General features: G+C 51.4%; 19 protein-coding genes. 6 read left to right on the top strand and 13 right to left on the bottom strand.

Going from position 1 to position 25,217, the window contains the following annotated elements; genetic code table 11:
* Window positions 1-46 precede the first annotated feature (46 nt).
* Window positions 47-1,507 carry a serine hydrolase gene (locus tag U2F10_RS03930; RefSeq protein WP_499870864.1) on the top strand — a complete coding sequence of 487 codons (1,461 nt, stop codon included), beginning with the start codon at window positions 47-49 and terminating at the stop codon, window positions 1,505-1,507.
* Here the strand turns inward: U2F10_RS03930 and U2F10_RS03925 are convergent.
* Genes U2F10_RS03925 through U2F10_RS03905 form a run of 5 tightly spaced genes read right to left on the bottom strand, consistent with a single transcriptional unit; the run spans window position 1,496 to window position 6,527 of the window.
* Window positions 1,496-2,125, bottom strand: a complete 630-nt coding sequence (locus U2F10_RS03925) for an ABC transporter ATP-binding protein (RefSeq protein WP_499870863.1) — start codon at window positions 2,123-2,125, stop codon at window positions 1,496-1,498. The genes U2F10_RS03930 and U2F10_RS03925 overlap by 12 nt on opposite strands.
* Window positions 2,112-3,041, bottom strand: coding sequence for an ABC transporter ATP-binding protein (locus U2F10_RS03920; RefSeq protein ID WP_499870861.1), 930 nt, complete (start codon window positions 3,039-3,041; stop codon window positions 2,112-2,114). The genes U2F10_RS03925 and U2F10_RS03920 overlap by 14 nt, the downstream gene beginning before the upstream one ends.
* 2 nt (window positions 3,042-3,043) lie before the next feature.
* Window positions 3,044-3,904: an ABC transporter permease gene (locus tag U2F10_RS03915; RefSeq protein ID WP_499870859.1), complete on the bottom strand. Its 861-nt coding sequence runs from the start codon at window positions 3,902-3,904 to the stop codon at window positions 3,044-3,046.
* Window positions 3,901-4,905 carry an ABC transporter permease gene (locus U2F10_RS03910; RefSeq protein ID WP_250564694.1) on the bottom strand — a complete coding sequence of 335 codons (1,005 nt, stop codon included), beginning with the start codon at window positions 4,903-4,905 and terminating at the stop codon, window positions 3,901-3,903. Before U2F10_RS03910 ends, U2F10_RS03915 begins: the two co-directional genes overlap by 4 nt.
* Window positions 4,896-6,527, bottom strand: a complete 1,632-nt coding sequence (locus U2F10_RS03905; protein ID WP_499870856.1) for an ABC transporter substrate-binding protein — start codon at window positions 6,525-6,527, stop codon at window positions 4,896-4,898. The genes U2F10_RS03910 and U2F10_RS03905 overlap by 10 nt, the downstream gene beginning before the upstream one ends.
* Window positions 6,528-7,061: 534 nt before the next feature.
* Between U2F10_RS03905 and U2F10_RS03900 the strand changes: the two genes are divergently transcribed.
* From U2F10_RS03900 to U2F10_RS03890, 3 genes are all read left to right on the top strand, one after another.
* Window positions 7,062-8,075: an ArsJ-associated glyceraldehyde-3-phosphate dehydrogenase gene (locus tag U2F10_RS03900; RefSeq protein WP_499870855.1), complete on the top strand. Its 1,014-nt coding sequence runs from the start codon at window positions 7,062-7,064 to the stop codon at window positions 8,073-8,075.
* Between the two features lie 220 nt (window positions 8,076-8,295).
* Window positions 8,296-9,441, top strand: a complete 1,146-nt coding sequence (gene arsB / locus U2F10_RS03895) for an ACR3 family arsenite efflux transporter (RefSeq protein WP_490793379.1) — start codon at window positions 8,296-8,298, stop codon at window positions 9,439-9,441.
* A gap of 29 nt (window positions 9,442-9,470) precedes the next feature.
* A complete protein-coding gene (locus tag U2F10_RS03890; protein ID WP_499870853.1) occupies window positions 9,471-9,926 on the top strand; it encodes a phosphatase domain-containing putative toxin in 456 nt (151 codons plus the stop codon).
* Window positions 9,927-10,372: 446 nt separating this feature from the next.
* Here the strand turns inward: U2F10_RS03890 and U2F10_RS03885 are convergent, their stop codons facing one another.
* From U2F10_RS03885 to U2F10_RS03850, 8 genes are all read right to left on the bottom strand, one after another.
* Window positions 10,373-11,443: a WD40 repeat domain-containing protein gene (locus U2F10_RS03885; protein WP_499870851.1), complete on the bottom strand. Its 1,071-nt coding sequence runs from the start codon at window positions 11,441-11,443 to the stop codon at window positions 10,373-10,375.
* Between the two features lie 352 nt (window positions 11,444-11,795).
* Window positions 11,796-12,926: a glycosyltransferase family 4 protein gene (locus tag U2F10_RS03880; protein WP_163660308.1), complete on the bottom strand. Its 1,131-nt coding sequence runs from the start codon at window positions 12,924-12,926 to the stop codon at window positions 11,796-11,798.
* A 263-nt stretch (window positions 12,927-13,189) separates the two neighbouring features.
* Complete coding sequence (locus U2F10_RS03875) at window positions 13,190-14,389, bottom strand: NAD-dependent epimerase/dehydratase family protein (protein ID WP_163660310.1); 1,200 nt, start codon at window positions 14,387-14,389, stop codon at window positions 13,190-13,192.
* 319 nt (window positions 14,390-14,708) lie between these two features.
* Complete coding sequence (locus U2F10_RS03870) at window positions 14,709-15,116, bottom strand: Gp49 family protein (RefSeq protein WP_163660311.1); 408 nt, start codon at window positions 15,114-15,116, stop codon at window positions 14,709-14,711.
* Window positions 15,117-15,301: 185 nt separating this feature from the next.
* Window positions 15,302-15,448 (bottom strand): hypothetical protein, encoded by a 147-nt coding sequence (locus U2F10_RS03865; RefSeq protein ID WP_499870849.1) that lies wholly within the window; start codon window positions 15,446-15,448, stop codon window positions 15,302-15,304.
* Between the two features lie 41 nt (window positions 15,449-15,489).
* Window positions 15,490-16,659 (bottom strand): esterase-like activity of phytase family protein, encoded by a 1,170-nt coding sequence (locus U2F10_RS03860; RefSeq protein ID WP_163661682.1) that lies wholly within the window; start codon window positions 16,657-16,659, stop codon window positions 15,490-15,492.
* 80 nt (window positions 16,660-16,739) lie between these two features.
* The gene (locus tag U2F10_RS03855) at window positions 16,740-18,188 is read right to left on the bottom strand and encodes a glycoside hydrolase family 13 protein (RefSeq protein WP_163660314.1); all 1,449 of its coding nucleotides are present in this window, start codon (window positions 18,186-18,188) and stop codon (window positions 16,740-16,742) included.
* Between the two features lie 218 nt (window positions 18,189-18,406).
* Window positions 18,407-21,388: an AAA family ATPase gene (locus U2F10_RS03850; protein ID WP_499870848.1), complete on the bottom strand. Its 2,982-nt coding sequence runs from the start codon at window positions 21,386-21,388 to the stop codon at window positions 18,407-18,409.
* Between the two features lie 293 nt (window positions 21,389-21,681).
* On the opposite strand from U2F10_RS03850, the gene U2F10_RS03845 reads away from it, so the two are divergent.
* Together U2F10_RS03845 and U2F10_RS03840 are read left to right on the top strand one after the other, a co-directional pair.
* The gene (locus U2F10_RS03845) at window positions 21,682-22,074 is read left to right on the top strand and encodes a hypothetical protein (RefSeq protein WP_499870846.1); all 393 of its coding nucleotides are present in this window, start codon (window positions 21,682-21,684) and stop codon (window positions 22,072-22,074) included.
* A 168-nt stretch (window positions 22,075-22,242) separates the two neighbouring features.
* Window positions 22,243-25,170 carry a DUF4912 domain-containing protein gene (locus U2F10_RS03840; protein ID WP_499870844.1) on the top strand — a complete coding sequence of 976 codons (2,928 nt, stop codon included), beginning with the start codon at window positions 22,243-22,245 and terminating at the stop codon, window positions 25,168-25,170.
* Window positions 25,171-25,217: the final 47 nt, after the last annotated feature.

The following is a 25,217-nucleotide window of genomic DNA, read 5'->3' as shown; positions in this document are numbered from 1 at the left end:
TTCACTGATAGGCATGGCTGTCGGCTTCGCTTGGAGCGCCAATGCCATGGCTTCATCGTCGGATTTAACAACGCTACAGTTCTTACAACCCCAGGATGCACCTATGCTTGCAAACGCACCAGCACTGGTCGATCAGTGCGCCACATCTTCAACAGAAACTGCCCTGACAGCTGATACCATTGATGAAATCAACGCGTACTTAGATGCCTATGACCAAACGGGGCGGCTCTCGGGCAATGTTGCCATTGACTACGGTACTGCTTCAACATTTACCTGTAGTTACGGTTTAGCCAACCGCGAACATCAAGTCGCGAATACTGTAGAGACCAAATTCCGCATCGGGTCTATTACCAAACAATTTACCGCCGTTGCTATCCTCCAGTTACAAGAACAGGGGCGATTAGATGTACAAGCCCCTATTTCCTCTTATCTCCCTGACTATCCAGATGGCGATCGTATCACCAGCCATCATCTGTTAACCCACACCTCAGGCATTCCAGAATATCTGGATGGAGAGATATTCCCTGACATCCAAGAATGGCTGCGACTGCCCTCTAACCTGGACCAGTTGGTGGATCGCTTCAAAGATTTGCCCCTAGAATTTGATCCTGGAGACCAGTTTAAGTACAGCAACTCTGGCTACGTTCTGCTAACCCAGATTTTAGAAACGGTCTCTGGGCAAACCTATGTCGACTATGTGCAGGCCAACATTTTTACACCGTTGGGTATGAATAATACAGGCTATGAGATTCCCCATGCGGTGATTCCCGATTTGGCCCAGGGGTACACATTTGCAGGGCCTGATCTCTACTTGCAAGCCGACCCCATCGACATGAGTATCCCCCAGGGGGCAGGGGGCCTATATTCCACGTTAGGAGACCTCGCCATTTGGAATCAATGGCTCTACGGGGATCAGCAGCTGAAACACCCCATTTTGAGTCAAGCATCGATTGACTTGCTGGCCCAGCCAGTGGCCAAAATGGAGTCCGCTGAGGATCAGCCCGATGCCTTCTACGGTTATGGCTTGGTGAGCGATGCCCATCTTGGCCGACAGCGGATTCACCACAGTGGTGGCATCAATGGATTTCGCTCTAGCCTGATGCACTATCCCGAAGAGAACTTAACCATTAGTGTGCTCCTCAACTTGACCAATCAGGCCACGGACTCTATAGCTGAAGGGCTAGCCGCTATTCTCTTAGACGAACCCTACACCATGCCTCGACAGCGTGAGGCCATTGATTTGGACCCCGCCCTTTATGAGCAGTATGTCGGCACCTATCAACTGTTACCCGAGCTCCAGGTCAAACTACGAGTTGAGAACAACCAGCTTGTCAGCCAAGCCACAGGGCAAGCGTCGGTGATCCTTTATCCCAGCTCAGAAACCGAGTTTTTTGCCCAGGTGGTGGACATTCTCATTAAGTTCAACCTCAATGATGATGGCACCGTCGAAGGGTTTACCCTATTCGACCATGGCTATGAACTCTTTGCACCCAGGCTAGAAGACTAGTGGTAAGTCTGTAAACTGTGTCTGCTCAGCAAGCAAACAATCTCGTTGGCAAATCCGCTGTAACAATGGCTGATTGTGGCTAATGGCGAGGATGCCAACACCATATTGGTGAGCAAACTCTAGGATCACTTGCCAAATTAAGGCCTGGGTATTGGCATCAAGCATAGCCGTCATTTCATCGGCAATCAGATAGCGGGTGTTGCGGTTAAGCACGCGGGAGATCGCAACTCGTTGCAGTTCTCCGCCGCTCAACTCATGGGGATAGCGGGTCAGCCAACCGGGATGAATGCCGAGGGCATCCAGGATGTGGGGCTGAGGCGGATGTTTTTCCCGTAGGATGCGGTCAATGCGCCAGCGTGGGTTGACCGACAATTCAGGATTTTGAAAGACCAGCTGCACGGGGCAATAGCCTCCTGGCAGCGGTTGTTGATCTAACGTGATGCGCCCGTGGCTGGGCCTTAGATATCCAGCGAGTAGTTTACCAAGCGTCGTCTTGCCATGACCGGACGGGGCGATCAGACCGATAACTTCCCCCGGTGCGATCGCGAGCGACTGATCGCGCACCACCCACGGCAGCTTAGCGCCGTAACGAAACCACAGACTTTCACCCTTCAGCATGAATACACCTCACCCAACCTTGACGAATAAACCGTAGTTCTGGTCGCGCCTGTTTACAGTCAGCCGTGCTCCAGGAACAGCGATCGCCATACAGACAGCCCACCGGCAGCTGGTCAGGGCTTGGCTGATTCCCCGGCACCGGCACAAAGTCGTTTTGAGGTAGCGATCGCCAGAGAGCCTGGGTATAGGGATGGCGCAGATTACCAGTTGTGAAATCCTGAGCGTTGGCGATTTCAACCGTGGTGCCGCCATAGAAAACTACCACCCGATCAGCGACCTGTAAGGCCGCTTCAATATCGTGGGTAATCAGCATCACGCCTCGACCCCCCTGAGCCAGTTCGCGCAGGTGATTGAGGGTTTCAGTCACGACGTCAGGGTGCAGACCCGGCGTCGGTTCATCGGCAATCACGAGCTGAGCCTGGGTCATGACGGCGGTTGAGACCAGAACTCGCCGCGCCATCCCACCCGAGAGCTGAAACGGGTAGCGCTTTGGCGTATGAGCGGGCAAATCATAGCGAGCAAAGGTTCGCTCCACCAGGGTTCTGGCTGAGCGCGCAGGGAGACCATTGAGCTGCCCCACCCGCTGCACCTGCCGCCCGACGGTCATTAACGGGTCGAGGTAGCCAACCGATTGGGGAATCAGGGCGATCGCTTTACCCCGCAATACCTCGCATCGCTTCTGGGTTAATGGTTTTCCTTGAAATTCCATCGTCCCAGAGAGCTGAGCGTTCTCCGGTAATATCCCCAAAAGAGCATGGGCCAGAAGACTTTTCCCGGAACCGCTGGCACCCACCACCGCCACCAGTTCTCCTGCCTGGACGGTTAAATCCAAATCAGTAATCACCGTTAGCCGCTTGCGGTGCAGTCCTTGATCGTATTGGGTAAACGTAATCCCCAGGTTTGAGATGGTGAGCATGGTTACCCCTGACTTGTCTTTGGATCCAGCAACGCGCGCATATTTTCTCCCAGCCAGTCAAACGATTTGACCGACAGCAGTAGCAGCAGCCCCGGCATAACGCCTAGCCACCAGTATCCCGTTGACAGGTGGCGCATGGATTCCGCCAAAATAATGCCGATGGCCGGAATATGGGGCGACAGACCAATACCAATAAATGACAGGGCCGCTTCGTGCAAAATCGCGTGGGGGAAGAGCAAAATCAGCCCCACTATCAGCTGTGGAATGATGTGGGGCACCATGTGATGCCGGGCAATCCAGAGGGGCGATCGGCCAAAGCGGCGAGAGATTTTTACATAGTCAGCGCTATTCACCTGCAAGACTTCCGCCCGAATCACCCGCGCTAAACTCGTCCAGTGGGTGAGCGCCACGGCAATGATTACCCCACGGGTGCCCCCGCCAACAGCAAAGGCAATCAAAATCAGCAGAACCAGGTGGGGCAGGCTAAAGAAGACATCAATAATCCAGGTGATCACGGCATCGACCCAGCCCCCCAGTGTGCCCGCCGCTAACCCCAAGCCAGTGCCGATTAGTGCGCTGATGGCGGCGGCGAGGAGGCCGATTCGTAAGCTGAGGGACAGGCCGTGGAGGGAGCGGCTGAACATATCTCTCCCCAGCCAATCGGTGCCGAAGGGGTGGGCTACAGAGGGGGGCTGATTACGCTGAGATAGCACAGGGCCAAGGCCGCCATCGCCAATTACCCAGGTGCTAAAAATGACTGCCAGTAAAAACAACGTACACAGGGCAATCCCCCAAAGCGTGCGCTGTCGCCGGTTATTGCGGAGACTGCGGGAGACAGGGTCAAAAGGAACTGTAATCGTCATGACTGTGAACTCCCCAGTGAACTTTCTAGCCGAATGCGCGGATCAACGATGGGATAGGCCAAGTCAGCTATCGTATTGCCGGTGTAAACAAACAGCGCACTGAAAAAAACAATGCCGACGAGCAACGGAATGTCACTTCGCAGGGCGGCCTGTACCGTGGCTTCCCCCAGTCCGGGATAGGCAAATACCTGCTCCACCAGTACCGACCCCCCAAACAGCTCACTCAGGGAGGCAAATTGCAGGGTCAACGCGGGCAGGATTAAGTTGCGAAATCCGTGATAACGAATGATGCCCCAGAGCGGTTCACCCTGGGCACGGGCAAACAGGATGTAGTCGCTGTGTAGTACATCAATCAGCTTTTGTCGGGTATGTAGGGCAATATTGGCAATGCCGATGATGCTGAGGGTAATGGCAGGCAGCAGCAGGTGGTGCAGGTGTTGCCAGAGGGTGACATCGCCTGCCAAAACACCGGGGGGTGCGGCACAACAGATGGGCGTTACCCTCAGGGACACCGAGAAGATAATCAGCAGTAGCAGCGCGGCCCAGAATGTGGGCGATGAGGCCATCGTGTAAGCGTAGAGGCGAATCACTCGGTCGATCCAGGAGCCCGCCAAAGCTCCCGCCAGGATGCCCAGACCTAAGCCGAGGGTGCCGGACAGCAGCCATGCGATCGCAAGCATCTGCACCGACACCCAAAATCGCTTGGCAATCACCTCGCCCACGGGTTGGTTAAACACCATCGAAGTGCCCCAGTTACCCTGTAGCAGCTGCCCTAGCCAATCCCAAAACCGCACCGCCATGGGCTGATCCAACCCCCAGCGCTCGGCGATCAGCTGCTGCTGCTCCGGGCTAATGCGCATCATGTCAGCACCGATATAGGCCTGCACCGGGTCAATCGGGGATAGGCTCAGCAACACAAAGGTGAAGATGGCCACCGCCAGCAGCAAGAGGCCGAGTCGCAACAGCTTTTGGGCCGTAAAGGTCAATATTGTTAGCTGCATGTCCACTCCCACTCAGCGATATTGGCCGTAATCGGCCAGCCGTGGCCGTGGGGTTCAACCTGGAGTTGACCAATATCCAGACAGTCACTGACAAAGTAAGTGTGGTCTAGATTGACCAGCCAGGCCCAAGCCGCATCGCCTTTAGCGGTAAATCCGGTGTCGCCATCCCACTGGGCCGCTTTCCAAAAGGCGATCGCCTCCGCTTCTGACGGTGCGCCCATGGCCAGATCCAGCGTTGTATCAATGGCTTGGTTAGCGTAGTAACCGGCATTATAGAAATCCCCCTGGGCGGCCTGACTGTGGTACAGGTTGTACATCTCGGTCTGGTCGTGACTGCCCCAGCCGAATACCACCACATTGCTATGCATGGCGGGTTCGATTTCATCCCAGCTTTTACCCTCGACGTTTGCCTGAATGCCAACGGGCTTGAGCATTGCTGCCGTGGCCAGGGCCAGCGCTTGCCGAGTGCTATCGCTGGCGGGATAGAGGATCGTAAATTCAGCCGTGAGACCGTCTTTTTCCAACACACCGTCGCCATTGCTATCTGTCCAGCCGCCCGCCGCCAAAATATCTTGAGCTTTTTCGGGCTGAGCATCTTCGATGGTCGCACTCGGTTCCTCCCAGGCGAGACCACTGACAGGACCGAAGGCAACGGACCCGTAGCCTTCAAGGACCCCGTCCACCAAAGCTTGGCGATCAATGGCATAGTTCACCGCCTGCCGAATGGCCGGATCTGCCGTCACATCATGGCCAATGGGGTCACCATCGGGGGTTGTTTCACCGGCTGACGCTGGCAGAAAGGGAAACATCAGACCCCGATTATCAACGCTGGTCACATCGTAAAGCGTCATGCCCTCAATGGTTTGCACGGCTAATGCCTGGGGCACACTGACCACCTGCACCTCTCCCGCTTTAGCCGCAGCAAAGGCGGCATCCTCTTCCACAAACAGAAAGACGAGGCGATCAATACCGGCAGACTCGCCGTAGTAGTTGGGGTTGGCCTCGACAATCAGCTGTTGCCCTTCATCCCACTGCACCATCCGGTAAGGACCAGACCCGATGGGATTACGGGCATAGGCCGGACCGTGGGCATGTTCTGGCACAATGCCGAGGGTAATCAGGCGATTCACGAACGTGCTTTGGGGTTCGTTTAAGCGCAGTTCGACGGTGGTGTCGTCTATGACCACCGCTTCTTCCAAAATGGTCACGTCCGTCAGCCCCCCGCTTGCGGCGGCCTGGTTGAAGGTGTAGGCCACATCAGACGCCGTCACGGGTTCACCATCGGAAAAGACCGCATCATCGCGGATGGTCACGGTCCAAGTCAGCCCATCTTCACTCACCGTATAGTCTGTGGCTAGATCATTGATAATGTTCAGGTCGGCATCTCGCTTTAGCAGCGTACTTTGAAACAAGGGGGAACCATAGCGCCCCCAGCCCAGAGTGGGGTCGTAGCCTTCTTCACTTTCGCCCGCGATCGCTAGGACAATCTGCTGTGCTGATCCTGTCTGGGCAGCAGGCTCCTCTGTCCCAGACCCCGTTGGACCAGCCCCGCAGCCGACTAAAACGGCTCCCAGCAAAGCGGTTCCCAGAGACCCAAGTAATATCTGTTTTCGTTTACCCATGGCGAGCTTACACCCTATTAATTGCGTGGGGGCTTAGACGAGGGTCAAGAGATCTCTTAGCTCGCTTGGTGGTCTCCGCAGTGGAGCGGGTCATGAGATGGTAGAAGACTTTCTCAATCAACTACGGGTGCGATCGCTAAGCCTGAAGACTCTCGTCTGCCCCATAGATTATCGGAACAGTTCCCAGGGGTTCCATGCCCCTGAGGGGCATAAATCCAATCTTTTAAGTAAGATTTTTGATTTGAGTAACCCCTTGATTTTTGGGTGCTGGTTTTGAACTATCGGACGATTCTATCGAGATATCTATCGTTAGACCTCCTTTTGTTGTGGTTATAAGCTTTTCGACTCATGTGTACCGCATATGCCTGTAGTGCTTCAAAATCTCTTCTCTGATACAGACGTAATACTTGATTAGCTCTTATCTGTTGCTGTATCTGTTGAATAGAGTTGCCTAATTGTCGTGCAGACAACTTTAAGTTTCAACTAAAATTGAAATAATTAATATAGTCTACGCAGTTTCAAGGTGACCGGGTAATGGTGAGGATTGGAATTAATGGCTTTGGCAGAATTGGTCGCCTGGTGTTGCGGGCTGCCTGGCCACAGTTGGACATTGTCCATATTAATGAAATTACTGGTGGTACTGTCGCTGCCGCCCACTTACTTAAGTTTGACTCTGTTCATGGGCGTTGGACTCCAGACGTTGAAGCGGCTGGGTGCGATCGCATCCTGATCGATACCAAATCCGTTACCTTTAGCGACCATGCTACCCCTGGCGAAGTCCCCTGGGACGACCTGGGTGTAGACATTGTTCTAGAGTGCTCCGGTCAGTTTCGTACACCCGACCGGTTAGATCCTTATTTTAGGCGCGGGGTTCAAAAGGTGATTGTCGCGGCCCCAGTCAAACAGGGGGCACTCAATATTGTTTACGGCATCAATGATCATCTCTATAATCCCGCCGAGCATCATTTATTAACAGCCGCCTCTTGCACGACCAACTGTCTGGCCCCCGTTGTCAAAGTCATTAAAGAAGGATTGGGCATTAAGCATGGCGTGATCACCACAATTCATGACCAAACCAACACCCAAACCATCGTCGACAAACCCCACAAAGATCTGCGACGGGCCAGGGCCACCGGCCTATCCCTGATTCCCACCACCACTGGGTCAGCTACGGCCATCACCATCATCTACCCCGAGCTCAAGGGCAAACTTAACGGCATTGCCGTACGGGTGCCGTTGCTCAATGCCTCTTTGACGGACTGCGTGTTTGAAGTCGCCCGACCCACCACCGTCGAGGAAGTCAATCAGCTGTTTAAGACCGCTGCTGACGGAGACCTCAAGGACATTTTGGGGTATGAGGAACGACCTCTAGTATCCGTTGATTACCGGGATGATCCTCGCTCATCCATCATTGATGCCCCATCCACCATGGTGGTCGACGACACCCAGGTAAAAGTTTTGGCCTGGTATGACAACGAGTGGGGATATTCCTGCCGCATGGCTGAGCTGACACAAAAGGTGGCGGAGACACTGGGGACTGGCAGTTAATGGCTAATGCAAAAAGAATTCTTTTTATAACTTCAATTCTAGAGAGCTGTCCCCCTTTAGAAGGGGGACTACAGGGGGTCTCGACACTAGCGCGAAGTATCGAAGAAACCCCTCCACCTACGGCATATCCCCTTCGAAAGGGGAGGACAAACTAAAGCTCTTTTTTCACTTTCGAGCCTTACACACACACTTTTTTCATAACCAAATCAGGACGTATCCCATGACCAGCGATTATTCCCAAGCTCCCCCCCAGGCCGGTGGTGAACTCAATATCTTCGAACGCTATCTCACCCTCTGGGTAGCCGTTTGCATCGTTGCCGGAATTCTCCTCGGGCGAGTCTTTCCCAGTGTTGCCCAAACACTGGATGCCATGAGTGTTTATCAAGTATCGATTCCCATTGCCATCTGTCTGTTTTTCATGATGTATCCCATCATGGTGAAAATTGACTTTTCCCAGGCTAAGCGAGCGGCTCAAACACCAAAACCAGTGCTGCTTACCCTGGTTGTTAATTGGCTGATTAAACCCTTCACCATGGTGGTGCTGGCCCAGTTTTTCCTGGGCTGGCTATTTCAACCAATACTCACAGGCACCGAGATTATTCGCGGCAGTGAAGTGACCCTGGCCAATTCCTACATTGCTGGGGCAATTTTGCTGGGGATTGCCCCCTGTACAGCCATGGTGCTGATGTGGGGCTACCTATCCTATAGCAACCAGGGCCACACGTTAGTCATGGTGGCTATTAATTCGCTGGCCATGTTGTTTCTCTACGCCCCTCTGGGGGGATGGCTACTCTCTGCCAATGACCTGATCGTTCCTTGGAAAACCATTGTGCTGTCGGTGCTCATCTACGTGGGACTACCCCTGTTGGCAGGCAGTATTTCACGTACCTGGATTCTAAGACACAAGGGCAAAGCCTGGTTTGAGAATGTGTTTTTGAAGTATTTGGGACCGGTGGCGATTCTGGCCATGCTCACCACCTTGATCTTGCTGTTTGCCCTCAAGGGAGAATTGATTGTTCGTAATCCGCTACATATTTTGCTGATTGCGGTGCCCTTATTTCTGCAGACAAACTTTATCTTTTTAATTACCTACGTGGCCGCTCAAAAAATGGGCATGGTGTACGAAGATGCTGCACCGGCGGCGCTGATTGGGGCTAGCAATCATTTTGAAGTTGCGATCGCAACCGCCGTCACCCTGTTTGGCCTCAACTCTGGTGCGGCCCTGGCCACCGTGGTGGGTGTGCTGATCGAAGTACCCGTTATGCTCATGCTAGTGGCCCTGTGCAAACGCACGGCGTTCTGGTTCTCCCGTGAACCCCACAAAGCCACCCTGCCTGACCCCCGTTGTATCCGTCCCCTTTCCTAGATATTTAAGAGCTATTCCCAAAAATCATCATGTCAGACCTGTCCTTGCCCCCCATTTCTCAGCAGCTGTGGTGGGTTATCCCCGAGCGTCTTGCCGGTGTGCGCAAACCCACTGAAGCAGAGCTAGCAGAGCTGATGGGTGAGGGCATTGGCGCACTGGTCTCACTGATGAGTGATGATGGCAATTTGGAGCTTTACCAACGGCATCAAATTCCCCATATCTGGGTACCCATCCTCGGTGGCAAAGCCCCCAGTCTGGAGCAGGTGGAACAAATCAAAACCTTTGTAGATGAACAAACCTGTCTGGGGCATGCCGTGGCTATCCACTGTTCTAGCGGTCGTCGCCGTACCGGTACGGTGCTGGCTGCATTATTAATCAAGGCAGGAGACAGCTATGAAAAGGCTTTAAATACCATCTTGACGGTTAATCCAGCGGTGGAGCTGAGGGAAGCACAAATTAACTTTCTCAAAAGTCTCTCGGATTAAGCAATGTTCAGATACGTGAGCGATCCTGTGAAACTTTTGGCAACAACTGGTTCCCCTTACCAAGGCTACAGTGTATACACAACTGGAAGATTTTGGCATCGAGCATGACGAACACCGGTTCCTCTTACCAAGGGGAACCAACGGAGGGGTCTTCGGTCGTTAGCGCAAGTGATCCACACACCTCCCTGTCGGTTCCCCTTACCAAGGCTACCCTGTATACATAAGTCGGAGAGTCGCTCCAAATATCGAGCCCTCATCCCCCAACCCCTTACTCCCTAAGGGAGAAGGGGGGCCTGACCTCAAAGTCCTTCGCCCCCAGGGAGAAGGATTTAGGATGAGGGCCAATTCAAGATCAGGTCTACTTTTTGGGACATTATCTTCTAGATGTGTATACACCGTAGCCTTACCAAGGGGAACCGTCATGGAAGGGCTGGATTTTGCCAACCTTACTGCCACACCTTGACGGGTTGGTCTTTGCCGCTGCTAATCAGCGTTTGTCCCAAAACGTCAAAGTCCACCGACAAAATCCAATTATCGTTGTCATCCAATGTTTGAATTACCTGATGACTGGATAAATCCCACAGCTTGATCGCCGTGTCTACGCTACCACTGGCCAGGATTTGGCCATCGGGGCTAATATCCAGAGCAACGACGCGATCGCTATGGTCAGTCAGGGTGGTTTGCAACGTACCGGTTGTCAAATCCCACAGCTTGATGGTTTGATCCCAACTGCCGCTGGCCAGGGTTTCACCATCTGGGCTAATGGCCAGTGAGCGCACAGTATCGTCATGGCCGGTGAGCTTGTTTAGGAGGGTACCGGTGGCCAAATCCCATTGGCGAATGATGCGATCGCTACCACCGCTGATCAAGGATTTACCATCGGGTGTAATCTTGACTGACCACACGGGCTCGCTGATATTTCTGTTGTAAAGCTGTTCGCCAGTCCTAAAATCCCAGGCCGTAATATTGCCAGCATAGTCACTGCTGACCAATATCTGATTATCAGGACTCAAAGCCACTGACCATACGGGGGAATTTTTAACCGGAAGACTATACAGCAGTTCTCCCGTTTCCAATCGCCACACCTTCAAACCATCGCCGCCGCCACTGACCAGCCAGTGGCCAGCTGCTGATATCGCTAAGGTCCTAACCGCATCCTCATGCCCGATGAGAGTGTGCAGACGGTCACCCGTTTGCCGATCCCACACCTTTATTTGGCCATTAGCCTCGCCGCCAATTAAAAGAGAGAGACCGCTTTCCTGGGTATGGGTAACCACTGTCCATACTGGGCTATCCCCCTGAAAATACTGGGCCAATGTCCATTGAGTCTTAGGCACAATGGACAGCTGTGCAGATCCACTATCGTTGGTCGGCGTGGGCTCTACAGTACGGGTTAGGCTGGCCGGTATGACCAGCGCCAGCGCCGCGACTAATCCAGCAATACCGGGTACCCATAACAATGATCGCTGGTTCAGTTCAGTAAACCATGGTCGTAGCCAGCCATTTAGATAGTTCATGATGCGTCCCTAATGTCTTAAATGTCTTACTTAAGACAGCTATCCCATTGCTAACAACAAGTGAACAGACCAGACATCCCACGTTGAGTATCAACAATCACATATTTCTGAATTTAGCATAGTCATCTAATATCAGTTCCCAAAGGCATGTTTACAGTTCAGAGCCCTCCATACTTGGCAATGTCAGAACTGAGCAATGTCATAGTTCCACAACTCAAAACCAAGAACCAAGAACTGGCATACGATCCACTCAACACAAAAATACAGCGCCCAGATGAGATTTGTCTGGACGCTACCTGAGTATGATCTAAATGTCAATGAATGAAATGGAGGTTGGACATCCCCCCGTTTATTAAGCCACCATGGGTATTTCAGCGGCAAGCACCTCAGCATAGAATTTCTGTAGCTGCTGCGTGGCCCCACGCCAGCCCCAACGCTCAGCTTCCATGCGAGCATTGCGGCGCAACAACTCAATTTCAGCACGGGTCGCCAACAGACGCTGTGTCGCCTTAATTGCCCCTTCCTCATCCTGAGGATCAAACAAGAATCCGTTTGTACCATCGGTAACAATGTCGGGAATGCCGCCTGCATTAGCGGCCACAGTGGGACAGCCTGCCGCCATCGCCTCTAACAGCACCAATCCCAACGTCTCTGTTCGAGATGGGAAAATAAACGCATCGCCAGAGGCATAGGCAGACGCTAATTCCTCACCCCCAAGATAGCCGACAAAGTTAGTCGCGGTTCCTGCAAAATGCTCCTCCAGTTCTTCTCGATAGGGACCGTCACCCACCAGAGCTAAGCGAGCGTCTGGAATCGCCTCCAAAATTGGCTTGATTCTATCCACTTCTTTCTCAGCAGATAGACGTCCCACATACAGCAGCAATGGTGCATCTGGATGGCCTTCACTCAGCCGCCCACGCATTTCTCGGCTGGCCAGACTCGGGCGAAACAGGTCTGTATCGACACCCCGCTGCCAAACCTTGACATTTTCAATACCGTGTTCAGTTAGCTCCTGCTGCATTGCTGTAGACGTGCACAAATTCATCCGTGCATTGTTGTGCACTGCTTTGAGTAGCTCCCACAGCATGCCCTCAAACATCCCGAAGCCATAGTGCTCTAGATACTTAGGCAAGTGCGTGTGGTAAGAAGCCACAAGCGGAATTTCTAAGGCCTTGGCATAGTAGACGCCTGCTAAGCCCAGGACCGCTGGGTTAACCACATGCACCAAATCAGGCTGAAATGCTTCTAGTGCCTCACCAATAGATGGACGGGGCAAAGCCAACTTAAGCTCTGGATATAACGGCATGGGAAAGCCAGAAACACCCTCCACCTTGGCCCCTTTATATTCCGTTAGCCCCCCCTCAGGGCAGAACACGCATACCTCATCCCCTAAGGCCTGAAGCTGTTCGACGGTATGCTTGAGACGGGTTACGATACCGTCAACTTTGGGAAGGAATGTTTCGGTAAACAGAGCAATGCGCATACGGTTAGCAATGATTGAATGCAGATGTATCAAAAAATACTGAGCTGTTGATTATTCAATCGCGAAATTGCCTCAGGCTCAAGCTTTCATAAAATCTTTTTTTTGGCAATATCCTAGGCAACATCGATTGCATTGATCGATAGTGAGCTTTGAGATGGGATGAGCCCCTAAAATAAAAAAACAGAGCATAGAATCAATGGGGAGCGACTCCCTGATCCCATACTCTGCCTATCCAGTAATCACATGACCGTAATCACTGGGACCTAACCTGCAGGAATGGGGGTAGGTGCAGCAGTAGACTTCTTAGTCCACTTGGATGTGCAGATAATCTTGGACGTGTCGCAGCGACCAACATACTTCTTGGCAATCTCTGTTACTTCCAGCATTAGACCTTTGTCCAGTTGGGTAGGCTGGAGCCCCATATCTAAGAAGCACTGATTGTCAACGACTAGCTCGTTTTCTGCCGCTTCATTACGGGGGTTCTCCATATACTGAATTTCAGCATCCGCAATGTCAGCCACAATGCGCGCTAGATCCCGCACTCGATGGGTTTCTGTCATCTGGTTCAGGATTTTAACGCGGTCACCCTTGGCCGGTGGGTTATCAATGGCCAGCTCAACACAGCGGACGGTGTCTTGAATATGGATAAATGCCCGTGTTTGACCACCGGTGCCATGAACAGTTAGCGGATGACCAATGGCAGCCTGCATCAAGAAACGGTTCAGCACTGTGCCAAAGTCACCATCGTAGTCAAAACGATTGATCAACCGCTCATCCATGGCAGTCTCACGGGTGTTGGTACCCCAAACGATTCCCTGGTGTAAGTCAGTCACCCGTACTTGATCGTTCTTGTTGTAGTACGCGAAGAACAACTGATCTTGGGTTTTGGTCATGTGATAGATACTGCCAGGATTAGCTGGATGCAGAATCTGTTTTTCGATGACCTTACCCGAATCGGTCACTACTTGGATATCCAGATACCCCTCGGGAATCTTCATACCAGCGGTGCCGTAGCCGTAAACACCCATGGTACCGAGGTGAACCACATGGATATCTAGCTCAGACTCAACGATGGCACATAGGACATTGTTGGTGCCGTTAAGGTTGTTATCAACGGTGAAACGCTTGTGCTTTGCTGACTTCATGGAGTAGGGGGCAGCCCGCTGCTCGGCAAAGTGCACAATCACATCCGGAGCATAGTCACAAATTAGATGCAAGAGTCTGTCATACTCTTGGGCAATGTCGAGATTATGAAAGTCAATGGTCTTACCACTGACTTCTTGCCACGCCGATAGGCGAGTAGACATGGAGCTAATGGGAGTTAAAGAAGCAATTTCTAGCTCATTATCGATATTACGTCGCGATAGGTTATCAATAATGGCAACTTCATGACCTGCGTTGGATAGATGCAGTGCAGTGGGCCAGCCGCAAAAGCCATCTCCCCCTAATACGATTACTTTCATCCTTTAGCGCTTAAGCCTCCTTCACACGCCCTAGAGTTGTTGGGCGATTCCTACCAAGCGTAAACCAAGATTTGCAAAACTCAAAGAACCAAAATTTTCTCTCACCTCTGAGAAAATAAGAGAGCGTCTGTATATATGGACATTCCCAGGATCGATGTTGGCTGTGATCGTCACTTTTGTTTAGCGTTCTGGGCGTCGGTTGGAGTAGTCGCGACCGGAGTCGCTGCTGGTTAGTGTACTTGTATCCATTGCCTCAACCTGTCCATCTGCGATCGCACTGCTTAACCCCCAGGGTGGTCACATCTTTAGTTAAGCGGTTTTAATCGGTGGGTACTCCAGTTCTGGCCCACCGGAGGGTAAAGCCTAGAAGGTGCCATACCTGAGCTTCGATTTTTTGCAAACACTCGGCAGCCCCTAATACCTCGTTATAGTTGGCTGCATCGACACAGGCAGAATGAGCAAATAGTTCAAATCCATTAATTAGCCGGGCTCTGATAATGGTGGTTTTTTCTCCCAAGGTGAGGGTTTCCGTATCATCGATAAAGGCCTCTACCACTGTTTCAGAAATGCGGGTGCTGTCACTAATGGGAAAGTAAGCGGTTTCAAAGGTGGCTTTCGGGCTCCAGCTCACATACCCATCGGGATAGATCACCTCATATCCATCTCGACCATGTTTTTTGAGTGGTTTAGCTTCCACTTCTTTGACACCGATGTAAGTTTGATGCATGAGGCTTCTCCTTACGTAGCTCGTTTTTTGTCGGGCATGTAGAACACTACTTGAGCAGTTTCTTGCTTTTCGAGGCGACTGATCAGGCCATCCTAGCTGACCTTCAGCCCGCAGATAGCAGCGGTCACATTACCGGCTAGAGCCTGGTCATAGCGTGACGTTGCAACGTTATCCGTTACGATGATTCATCCCCGTTCGTAAGTTTCCCGGATATTGTCACGTACTAGCCATCGGTCAAAGGTGCCAATGCCAACGCTGATTACCGCTGCGATCGCAGCTAATCGCTCCCCACGCCAGCATTCCTGTGCTGTGTGATGTGCTCTATAAAGCATTGATTAGTTTCGAGAATAGTGGCGTTTATAAGAGGTTGTCTTTAGAGACCGCTTAAGGTGAAGAGCCAAATCTGCGTTTCCTGCCGATTGTCAAAGTTATTGTCGCTGGCCATAATCAGGCTTTGACGTCCATCTGACAGTTTCGGGCCTAAGGTCATGGCCTCTAGATTATCTGGCTCTAAAGGCGTTAAATCTGCCACAAGCCGCTTGCGAATGGGGGTGATGCCGCTGGTGTCACCCTTGAGAGTTGCGATCGCACTGACATCACTCGCCACTCCAGTGGCCAGCTGATAGAGCTTAATGGATAGTCCTTGCAGGCCAAAGGCCCGTTCAATGGCCAAAAAGTGCCCGCCCACATCGATAGATAAAATTTCCGATAACCCATTGAGCAGTGCCCCCAGGGGAGCAGGGTCCATGGAATACAAGTGTTCTGACAACAGTGTAGACTGCCCTGTGCCGACAAAATTGGGATCAATCAGGTAGTGGAGCCAGCGGTTCTTAAAGGGAATATCTGGGTCAACATCTAAGTCCTGGTACAGTGGGCCTTCGGTGGCAGCAAATAGTCGAAAGGGTTCATAGGAGCCACCGGGAGCACTCAGGGTCAATGCTTCAAATCCAATATTTTCTTGAATTCCCTGGGTTTGGGGATCCGAAATTTCGCCATCCTGGGAGGCCAACAAATACCGTTCTGGAATACGAAAGTTAGTTTTGAGATGCCCAGTTTCTAGATCAAACTCCTGTAATTTTGGTGGGATTTTTTGCTGAGGGGAGCCCTCACTGGAAACAATTAAGCTGCGGCTAGGGGTAAGAACCATGCCTTCAGCATCCAGAGGCGCAATGGAGTTGCCATCCTGGTCTTGTAGATCAGTGACGGCTTCTACCCTGGCAGCCTGGATGCCAGACGGCTTCAGCGCCAGGCTGAGGGTGTAAAATCGAGGGCGTTGGCGATCGTCAGAGAGGGCATAGTATTGGTTGCGATCGCGATCGTAGGCAATCGCTGATAGCCCGCCGACTTGAGTCCCTTCAAAGTCTTCCATGGGCAGCACTATATGGTTAATAGCCTCTACCGATAGATCCAGAAATAAACGTTCTTCGGCACTGACCTGGGAAACGGCACAGCTACTGACAACAACCGCCAACAATCCTATCCACAGAAAAGCGTTTAAAAAACCTAAAAAACCGCTTCCCCCCCGTTGTTTCAGCCTGTTCATTACCCACGCCTCTAACAAAAGCTTCATAAACCCTCCTAGGGTAGCAGACGGCTCATTAAAGCGTCTGTAAAAGCGGCCCACTAAATTGATGCACCTAGGACTCCCCCTGACTGCGGTGGGAGTCTGACCTGCTGAGTCTCGCTGGCAAACTCAATCTCTCCCCAAAGAACGTCCATGTCCTTCCTTAACGTTGGCAACGTTGGTAGGGTAACCATGTCTGGCTGCTTACCTGTGTTCACCACCACTACAATTGTTTCTTCTTCATGGCTGCGGGCAAAGGCATAAAGATCGTCTTCAGCAGCCAAGGTTTGATAGGAGCCGGTACGTAGGGCAGGATGCTGATGCCGCAGGGCAATGAGTTCTTTGTGCAGGGCTAACAAAGCTTGATGCCAATCTGGTTTATCAGGAAAACTACGACGACAGTCTGGATCGTGGGCACCCGCCAATCCTACTTCATCACCGTAGTAAATGCTGGGCGCACCAGGGAAGGTCATTTGTAACAACACAGCCAGTTGAAAACTCCGCTGATCGTCGCTAACAACAGTAATGGCACGGGCAATATCGTGGCTTGATAACAAATTTAACTGGGTTAATTGAATCTCCCAGGGATACAGGGCTAACAACTCGTCTATCTTTTTGGCATAGCCCTGGGCATCGAGGGCAGGATAGGGAAAGTAGGCGGGTCTCTCCACCAGGGACATAACAACTCGATCTTTAGCTGTAAAGGCCAGCACTGGTCCCGTAAAGAGATAGTTCATTACCCCATCAAACTGTGTGCCATCAAGCCATTGGCGGGCATCGGTCCATATCTCTCCCACAATATAGGCCTCTGGGTTAATGGCCTTTACCCGCTGACGAAATTCTTGCCAGAAACCCTCTGCTTTTACATCAAACGGGACATCCAATCGCCAGCCGTCAATTCCCTGACGAAGCCAGTATTCAGCGATCTGCATGATGTACTCGCGAGCCTGGGGATTATCGTGATTAAACTCCGGTAGGGCTCGGTTATCGTACCAGCTTTCATAATTAGCAGGTTTAGCTCCATCATAGGCAGATAAGGGCCACCCTTCTACCTTAAACCAGTCTAACCAGGGAGATGTGGGACCGTTTTCAAGGATGTCATTGAAGAAAAAGAATCCACGGCTAGCATGGTTAAAAACACCATCAAGAACAACTTTGATGTCTCGTTGGTGAGCGGCTTCTAGTAAATCAAAAAAGGCCTCATTGCCCCCCAGCAATGGATCGACTTGATAATAGTCATGGGTATGGTAGCGATGGTTACTGGCAGATTGAAAGATGGGGGTAAAGTAAATGGCATTCACACCCAAGTCGTTGAGGTAGTCTAGATTTTCGGCCACACCCCATAAATCACCCCCTTTATACCCGCTGAGGGTGGGCGGTACCTGCCACGCTTCCAAAGGCACCTGCATCATAGGAGGTCGGGATTGTCGCTGGGTGCGGGCAAACCGGTCCGGAAAAATCTGATAAAAGACGGCATGTTTCACCCAGTCAGGAGTTTGGATTTGCATAGAAGCTATGGCAGACTGCATCGCTTAGGGTAGCGGTTTGTTAGGGAAAATCGTTTAGACGTTAGGATGCTTAAAGATATGGTTGCTACCTGAATGTAGAGGCCATGTAGAGGCCATGTAGAGGCCGTGGCAGAGGGAGTTGATCCCCAGCGCTGACTGTCGATCCCTCCTGTAGGTCCCCTTCGTATTTCCCCTTCGTATAGCCTTTTCGTATTACATTATCCCGATAGTCGTACCTGGGAGCCCGCTTCCGTTTTCATCACATCAATGCGGGTTTGAAAGGCCTCTCGAAAATGGGGCATGTGGGTCACGGCTAAAATACAAGCAAAATCAGGTGAGATCGCATTGATCGCTGCCACTAATCGATCACACCCTGCCTGATCCTGGGTACCAAACCCCTCATCAATGATCAGCATCTGCAGCGCCATGCCAGATCGCTGGGCTAAAAGCCGGGCCAAGGCTAACCGAATGGCAAAATTGACCCGGAACGCTTCGCCACCAGAATAGGTTTCGTAGGCCCTTGTACCCTGGGTATCGGCAATTAGAATATCTAAGGTGTCAATCAGTTTTTTACGCCCCGAACGCTGCGTGACAAACTGTACATGCAGCTGATGGGCACTGAGACGCCCCAGAATTTGGTTGGTTTCTGCCTCTAGCTGGGGGAGTAAATTTTCAATCATCAATGCCTGTATGCCGTTTTTGCCAAACGCATGCTGCAGCTCTTGATGCACCCTGTACTGATGCTGATGACTGTGGAGTCGTTGCCGCTGTTGATCGACCTGTTGCTGTAGGGCATCCAACTGCTGTAGCTGCTGTTCTAGACGACCCAGCTGGCTAATGTGTGCTTCTCGCTGGGTTTGCAGTTGGGCCAACGTAACATCCAACTGCTGGATTTGCTCGGTGGCATCAGGAATAAGGTTGACGTCAGTATTGGCAATCTGTTGCTGTAGCATCTCGCATTGTTGCTGCTGTTCCGCTTGAATAGTGGATAAGGTGTGGCGCTGCTGTTCTAGATCAGGCAATGTGGAGCGGGCCTGCTGTAATGTCTGATGGCGCAGCTGCCAGGGTTGCAGGGCGTGTAGACGTCGCCGGAGCTGTTGGTGATGCTCAGAGGAGTAATCCAGCGCTGCCAGGGTTTCCTCTAACTGCAATAGTTCTTGAGGGAGTTGTTGATCAAAGGTGTCGAGTTGCGATCGCAATGCCGCTAACTCATTTTCTTTTTCAGGTCGTTCCGCCAACAGTCGTTCCAATTTGCGCTCGGCTTGAGATAATTCCGCTTGCTTAAATTCGGCCCAACGTAGCTGTTCAACTTGATTACGAACGAGGGCGTGATCGCGCTCATCATAATTTAATCGGGTAAGTTGTTGTTCTAGCTGTTGATATTCTTGTTGTAAGTCAGCTGCATAGTCTTCTGAATCTAAACATTGTTCTAAATGATGCCGTTCTTGCTCCAGTGCTTTGAGCCGCATGGTCACTTCTGTTGCAGAGCTGAGTTGAGCCTTGAGAGCCCCCTGCTTTTGCAACACCATACCGTACTTTTCTAGCTCTGCTTCCAGGGCTCGATATTCCCGCCGGAGCACCTGAATCTCTCGTTCAGAGGTGGTTAACTGTTCACGGATCACCCATACTCTCTTTTGTAAGGTGTCTCGCTCCTGTTGTAGTTGGGAAATCACCTGGGGGCCATGATCCGCCAGGGGGCGCTCACATAGAGGACAGTTTGCGGCTGGCTGGGTCAGCACCGCTAGCCGCTGTTCTAACTGGATCAGCTGCTGCTCAATCTGACGCTGCTCACTTTGGAGCTGTGCCATAAAATCTCGTCGCTCTTGACCTTTTTGACGAACTTGAGCTTGATAGGCCCGACGTTGTTCTAGATAGGTGAGCTGATGCTGTACCTGGGCCAGGGTTTGATGGAGTTTCGGTTGTTGCTGAGGGGCCAGGGTAGCCTGGGTTTGACTGATGGCTTCTAAGCGGGCTTCCAATCGTGCCGATGCCTGTTTCAGTCGGGTGTGAACCTGCTGCCGTCGCTGTAGTAACGGTGTGACATCCATCTGGCGTTGGTCCAATAGGCGCAGCTGCTGACGGGCAGCATGGAGCTGTGTCAAACTGACCTTCACGGTTTCCCGTTGACTCAGACCCTGCTGCAGCTCCGCAATTGTCTCGTCTAGTGAGGCAAGTTTCAGCTGCATTTGGCCAATGGCGGTCTGTAATGCTGCCCGTTGTTCCTGGCGTTGGGCCTGCAACTGCACCTGTTTAGTCTGGGTTTGCTGATACTGCTGAAAGCGTTGGGCATACTCCTCTTCTTGGGTCTGCAACTGTTGCAGTTGACCATAGCCTGCTTCAATGTCGAGAGCTGCATTTAACTCCACCTGAAAAGCATTAAACTGCTCCTCAACCCGCTGTAGCTCTGCATACCGCAGCATTTTAGTTTGGTGTAAGTGCTCAAGTTGTTGTTGCAGGGTTTGCAACAACTGTTGCTGTTGCTGCCGCTGCTGTTGCTGTTGTTGCAGATGATCGCGCTGTTCTTGAGCCGCCTGCTGCTGTTGCTGGATGTCTGTAACCTGTTGCTGCAATGTTTGATAGTGGGTGGCGATCGCACTGCGTTCTGCCAGTTGCTCCTCCGCCTGAGTTAGCGTTGTAGTTAAGACTTTAATTTCAGCCTGATAGTCACGCCCCCGCTCCCGCGCTTTTTCCACCAGACGGTCATACTGACTCAGCTTTAGCAAATCAGCCAAAATCTGCTTCCGCTCACCTGGGCGTTTTAACATAAACTCATCCGCTCGGCCCTGTCGCAAATAGGCCGAATGGATAAACGTTTCGTAGTCCACCTTCAGATACTGAAGAATCAGCTGCTGCGTTGCCCGCACTCCCCGCTGGGTCAGACTGCGAAATCCATTTTCTGTCTGTATCTGAAATTCGAGCAAACAGCCTTGCTTGCGTCTGCGTCCCCGCAACACTCGATAAACTTGGCCCTGGTGCTCAAAAGTAAACTCCACCCTGGCCTCTTTGGCACCCAGGTGAATAACGTCATCATCGGTGGCCACCCGACTGTGGCCCCAAATCACCCATGCCATCGCCTCTAGCAACGAAGACTTACCTGCACCATTGGGGCCACAGATACAGGCCACATGCAACCCCGCAAAATCGAGGGTAACCTCTCGATAGCTCAAAAAATTAATTAGGGTTAGACGCTTGGGAATCATGGCATAGCTTTACAGCCTATGCCCACCATAGCAAGTACATACGATCTTTAGTACTTACGATCTGTTTTTTAAATAACTAGCGATCCCATCGATCTGGTTTACTTATAACGCCCTGTAATTCCAGTTTTATCCTTAAGAGAGATTATTCTTGGGCTAAATTCGCCGTATGTTGTAGCAAAGTTCAAAAACCATAACCGATAAGGTTCCGTTTTGACTAAGTGGATAGAAAACTTTATCTGTCCTTAAAAATGGACTTGTAATTTTTCACTGGCAGATTAAAGGAGGCTGAAACCATGGAAGCTGACGTAGTTACAGATCTGAAAGTGCATAGTCGATATAACTGTTATCGCCTAAGTCCCGAACAAATGAATGCGATTCAAGATAAGGGTGTTTCGGTGACGCTAAATCCTGGCACTAACATTGTCAAGCTTCTGAAAAACGAGACTTCTTACACAACGGGCACGGGGGCCAAGGCCGAACCCTGGATTTTGCTATGGATTTATGGTGGCAAAGTTATTAATAGAAAAACAAATGTGGAAGTTGTTGCCACCTGGGCGTCGCTAAATGGCTACGATGACGCCTTGACACTGGATGTGCTTGAGCCAGCAACGCTGTGTGCTTTTTTGTTCGATACCAGCACAGGCAACCACAGTGGTGAATTAACCCTATCTGTCACCACTCTCTAAGGAAGCAAAACCAATTAACTTCAAAAATTTGGGTGTACAGACGTTCCATGGAACATCTCTTCAACATTTACTTTTGGACTTTATATACGGCTTGCTCCTAAGCGTAATTTTGTCTACCCGTCTCTCCTATTTCATACATACATTTGAAGCAGCAACGTGTACCGAACGATGTCTTTGGTTAAATTTGCCACCATTATTGTTGCAACAGCAGCAGTTTCTCAGATATTCCATGGGAACTTCCCGCGACAGCGTTTATTTGCTCAGTCATTTGAAGAACCACCCGCTAGCTTTCCCATTCCAGATGCTCTACCAGATGGTGCAACTCTCAAGGTGGATGGTTCCACCAGTATGCGCCTCACCAACGAAGATTTAGAGAGTCGATTTGAGAAACAGTTTCCCAATGTGGATGTTGAGCTCGATACCAGCCGCACAGATCAAGCATTTCAAGCGCTGATTAATGGCGACATTGATATCCTGGCCACAGGTCGACCGTTAACGGATGCAGAAAAATCGCAGGGTGCCATAGAAGTTCCTCTGGAACAGCGGGAAAAACTGGCCATTATCATTGGCCCAGAGAACGGATTTGAAGGCGATCTCACCTTTGATCAGTTTGCCCGTATCTTTCGAGGAGACATTACCAATTGGTCTGAAGTGGGCGGTCCGAATGTTCCCATTCGCTTAGTTGATCGACCTGGCTATAGTGATACCCGACGGGCCTTCAGTACCTATAACGTCTTTGAAGGACAGCCATTCACAACAGAGACCATCGCTGATCCAGTATCAGATGATGAAACTGAAAGTGTGATTTCAGCCCTTGGCGCTGATGGTATTGGTTATGCGGTGGTGTCCCAGGTGGCCGAACGCGATGATGTGACCATCATCCCCATGCACCAAACGTTACCAGATGATCCCCGCTATCCCTATTCTCAATATCGTGCCTTTGTTTATAAAGAAGGCGCTAGTCCCGCAGCCCTTGCTTTTTTAGGATTTGCAACCACTGAACTAGGGGAAAAGGTTCCTGCTGTTGGAGACGCTGCATCTGGCCTCGATACACCAACCGATACACCAACCGCAACATCAGCCAGCGGTAATGCTCCCACCGATGCTGATACATCAGCGACTGCTCCCGGTACAACAGCAGCTGATCCACCAGCGGGGGTAACAGCCAGTGGAGAGACCGGTAGATTTCCATTTTGGCTACTGCCACTGCTCGCGATTCCGTTATTAGGAGGTTTGCTGTGGTGGCTGTTAAAAAGCGGCGGTAGTGCTCCCCCTGCATCCGTGGCAGAGAGTCCAGTCCAACCTCGTATGGTATTAACTCCCCGAAACGATCGGCATGCCTATGCTTATTGGGAAATTCCCCAAGAGCATTTGGCTGAAGTAAAGCGGCAAGGGGGAGAAACCATGATGCTGCGCCTCTACGATGTCACTGGACGCAGTAAAAATTCGCCTCTGCCTACCCCCACAGCGGAGTTACCCTGTTTGGAGTCCACCCCTGATCTCCACTTACCGATTGAAGGGGACGGTCGCAATTACTGTGCAGAAGTGGGATATTTGACCAACGATAATCAATGGTTACCCATTGCCAAGTCAGCTCCCATACGGATACCTGTCCGTCCTGACGTCAAGCCAGTTGCCTCTAATCTATCCGAGCTTAAAGCACCAAAACCTAGTGGTCAAGGCATGGCTGGTGCTCTGGGAGGTGCGGTTTTAGGTGGGGCGGCTCTGGCGGGAGGAGCTGCGGCCCTAGGAACTAAGCTAGCAGGGGGTAAAGCAAAACCGTCTGCAACAGCGGGGCGCATGGTTCTCACGCCGCGCAATGGGCAAAACGCCTATGCTTACTGGGAAATTCCCAAAGAACACTTGGCGGATGCTCAGCTTCAAGGGGGTGAAACTCTGGTGGCGAAGCTCTACGATGTTACCGATAGACCCACCGATGCAGCCTTACCGGAACCTGCTGCTCAGGTGGAGTGTGCAGCGGCGGATAGGGATGCCCATTTCCCCATTACGTCAGGTCACGACTACATCGCAGACGTTGGTTATCAGACTGCCTCAGGTAGCTGGCTATCCTTAGCTCAATCAAATTTGGTACAAGCTGGCGGTCGTCAAGAAAGTACGTTAACCGGCAACTTTCCTGGTGCTGCTGTGCTGGGAGGTGCTGCTGCGGTCGCAGGTGCTACCGTCGGACAAGCTGCAAACTCAGCCATCTCCAACAGTCGGATTGTCATGGCTCCGCACAGCTCTCAAAAGGCATATGCCTATTGGGAAGTTCCTGAAACAGCAAAATCGGCCCTCAAAGCAGCAGGGGGGCAGGCTTATCAGTTGCGTATTCACGATGTCACAGCTATTGATATCGAGCGACAGTCGCCCAACAGCACACTTACCTACGGTCTATCGGAGTCGGATTGCGATCGCACCGTTCATCTACCCAACGATCACAGTGAGTATGTAGCAGAGGTCGGTTACCAAACAGCCTCTGAAGACTGGCTAACGTTGGCTCGATCCATCCCAGTGACCCCCTCTCAAGTCTTAACCCAATCCGACAATACGGCTGATTTAGCAGACACAGTCCCTGAGCAAACATCCCCCATTCCAGTCGCCGCCGCTGTGGCCACTGGCAGTCTATCCGCCGCCACAGTCAAAGCTCGGCAGGCCGATCCCTCAGATGGAAACAACCTTGATACACCACAAGTCCCCCCCTTAAATCAAGGCTCTACTCAAACTGTTCAAGTCCATAGCCGCAACAATGCCATTATGTTTGATGAAGGTCAGCTGCACCACATTGAACATAATGTTGCCAGCACTTATCAGTTAACTTCGGGCATGTACACATTGCAGCTTCGAGATGGAGTCTTCAACTATGACGCTGACGACAATCACCCAGGGGAAGCTTTTGTGTTGCTTTGGGTTCATGGAGGCACAGTCATCAATCAAAAAACTGGGGTTCCCGTCAGTTCCACCTGGACCACACTCAATGGATATGATGACACCCTAATTTTGGATGTTAGAGAGCGTGTTAAAATTTGCGCCTTCTTTTTAGACACCTATCCAGATGACAACTCAGGTGAGGTCACCCTGTCAATAGTCAAGCAATAGGTGGCACAACAACTCTATTGGAATACAAATAGTGAGAGCATTTTGGA

It is taken from the genome of Leptothoe sp. EHU-05/26/07-4, from assembly GCF_043421015.1.
Taxonomy (GTDB): Bacteria; Cyanobacteriota; Cyanobacteriia; order Phormidesmidales; family Phormidesmidaceae; genus Leptothoe; species Leptothoe turfae.
The sequence above is the reverse complement of the archived record's forward strand: the minus strand, read 5'-3'. Positions and strand labels throughout refer to the sequence as shown.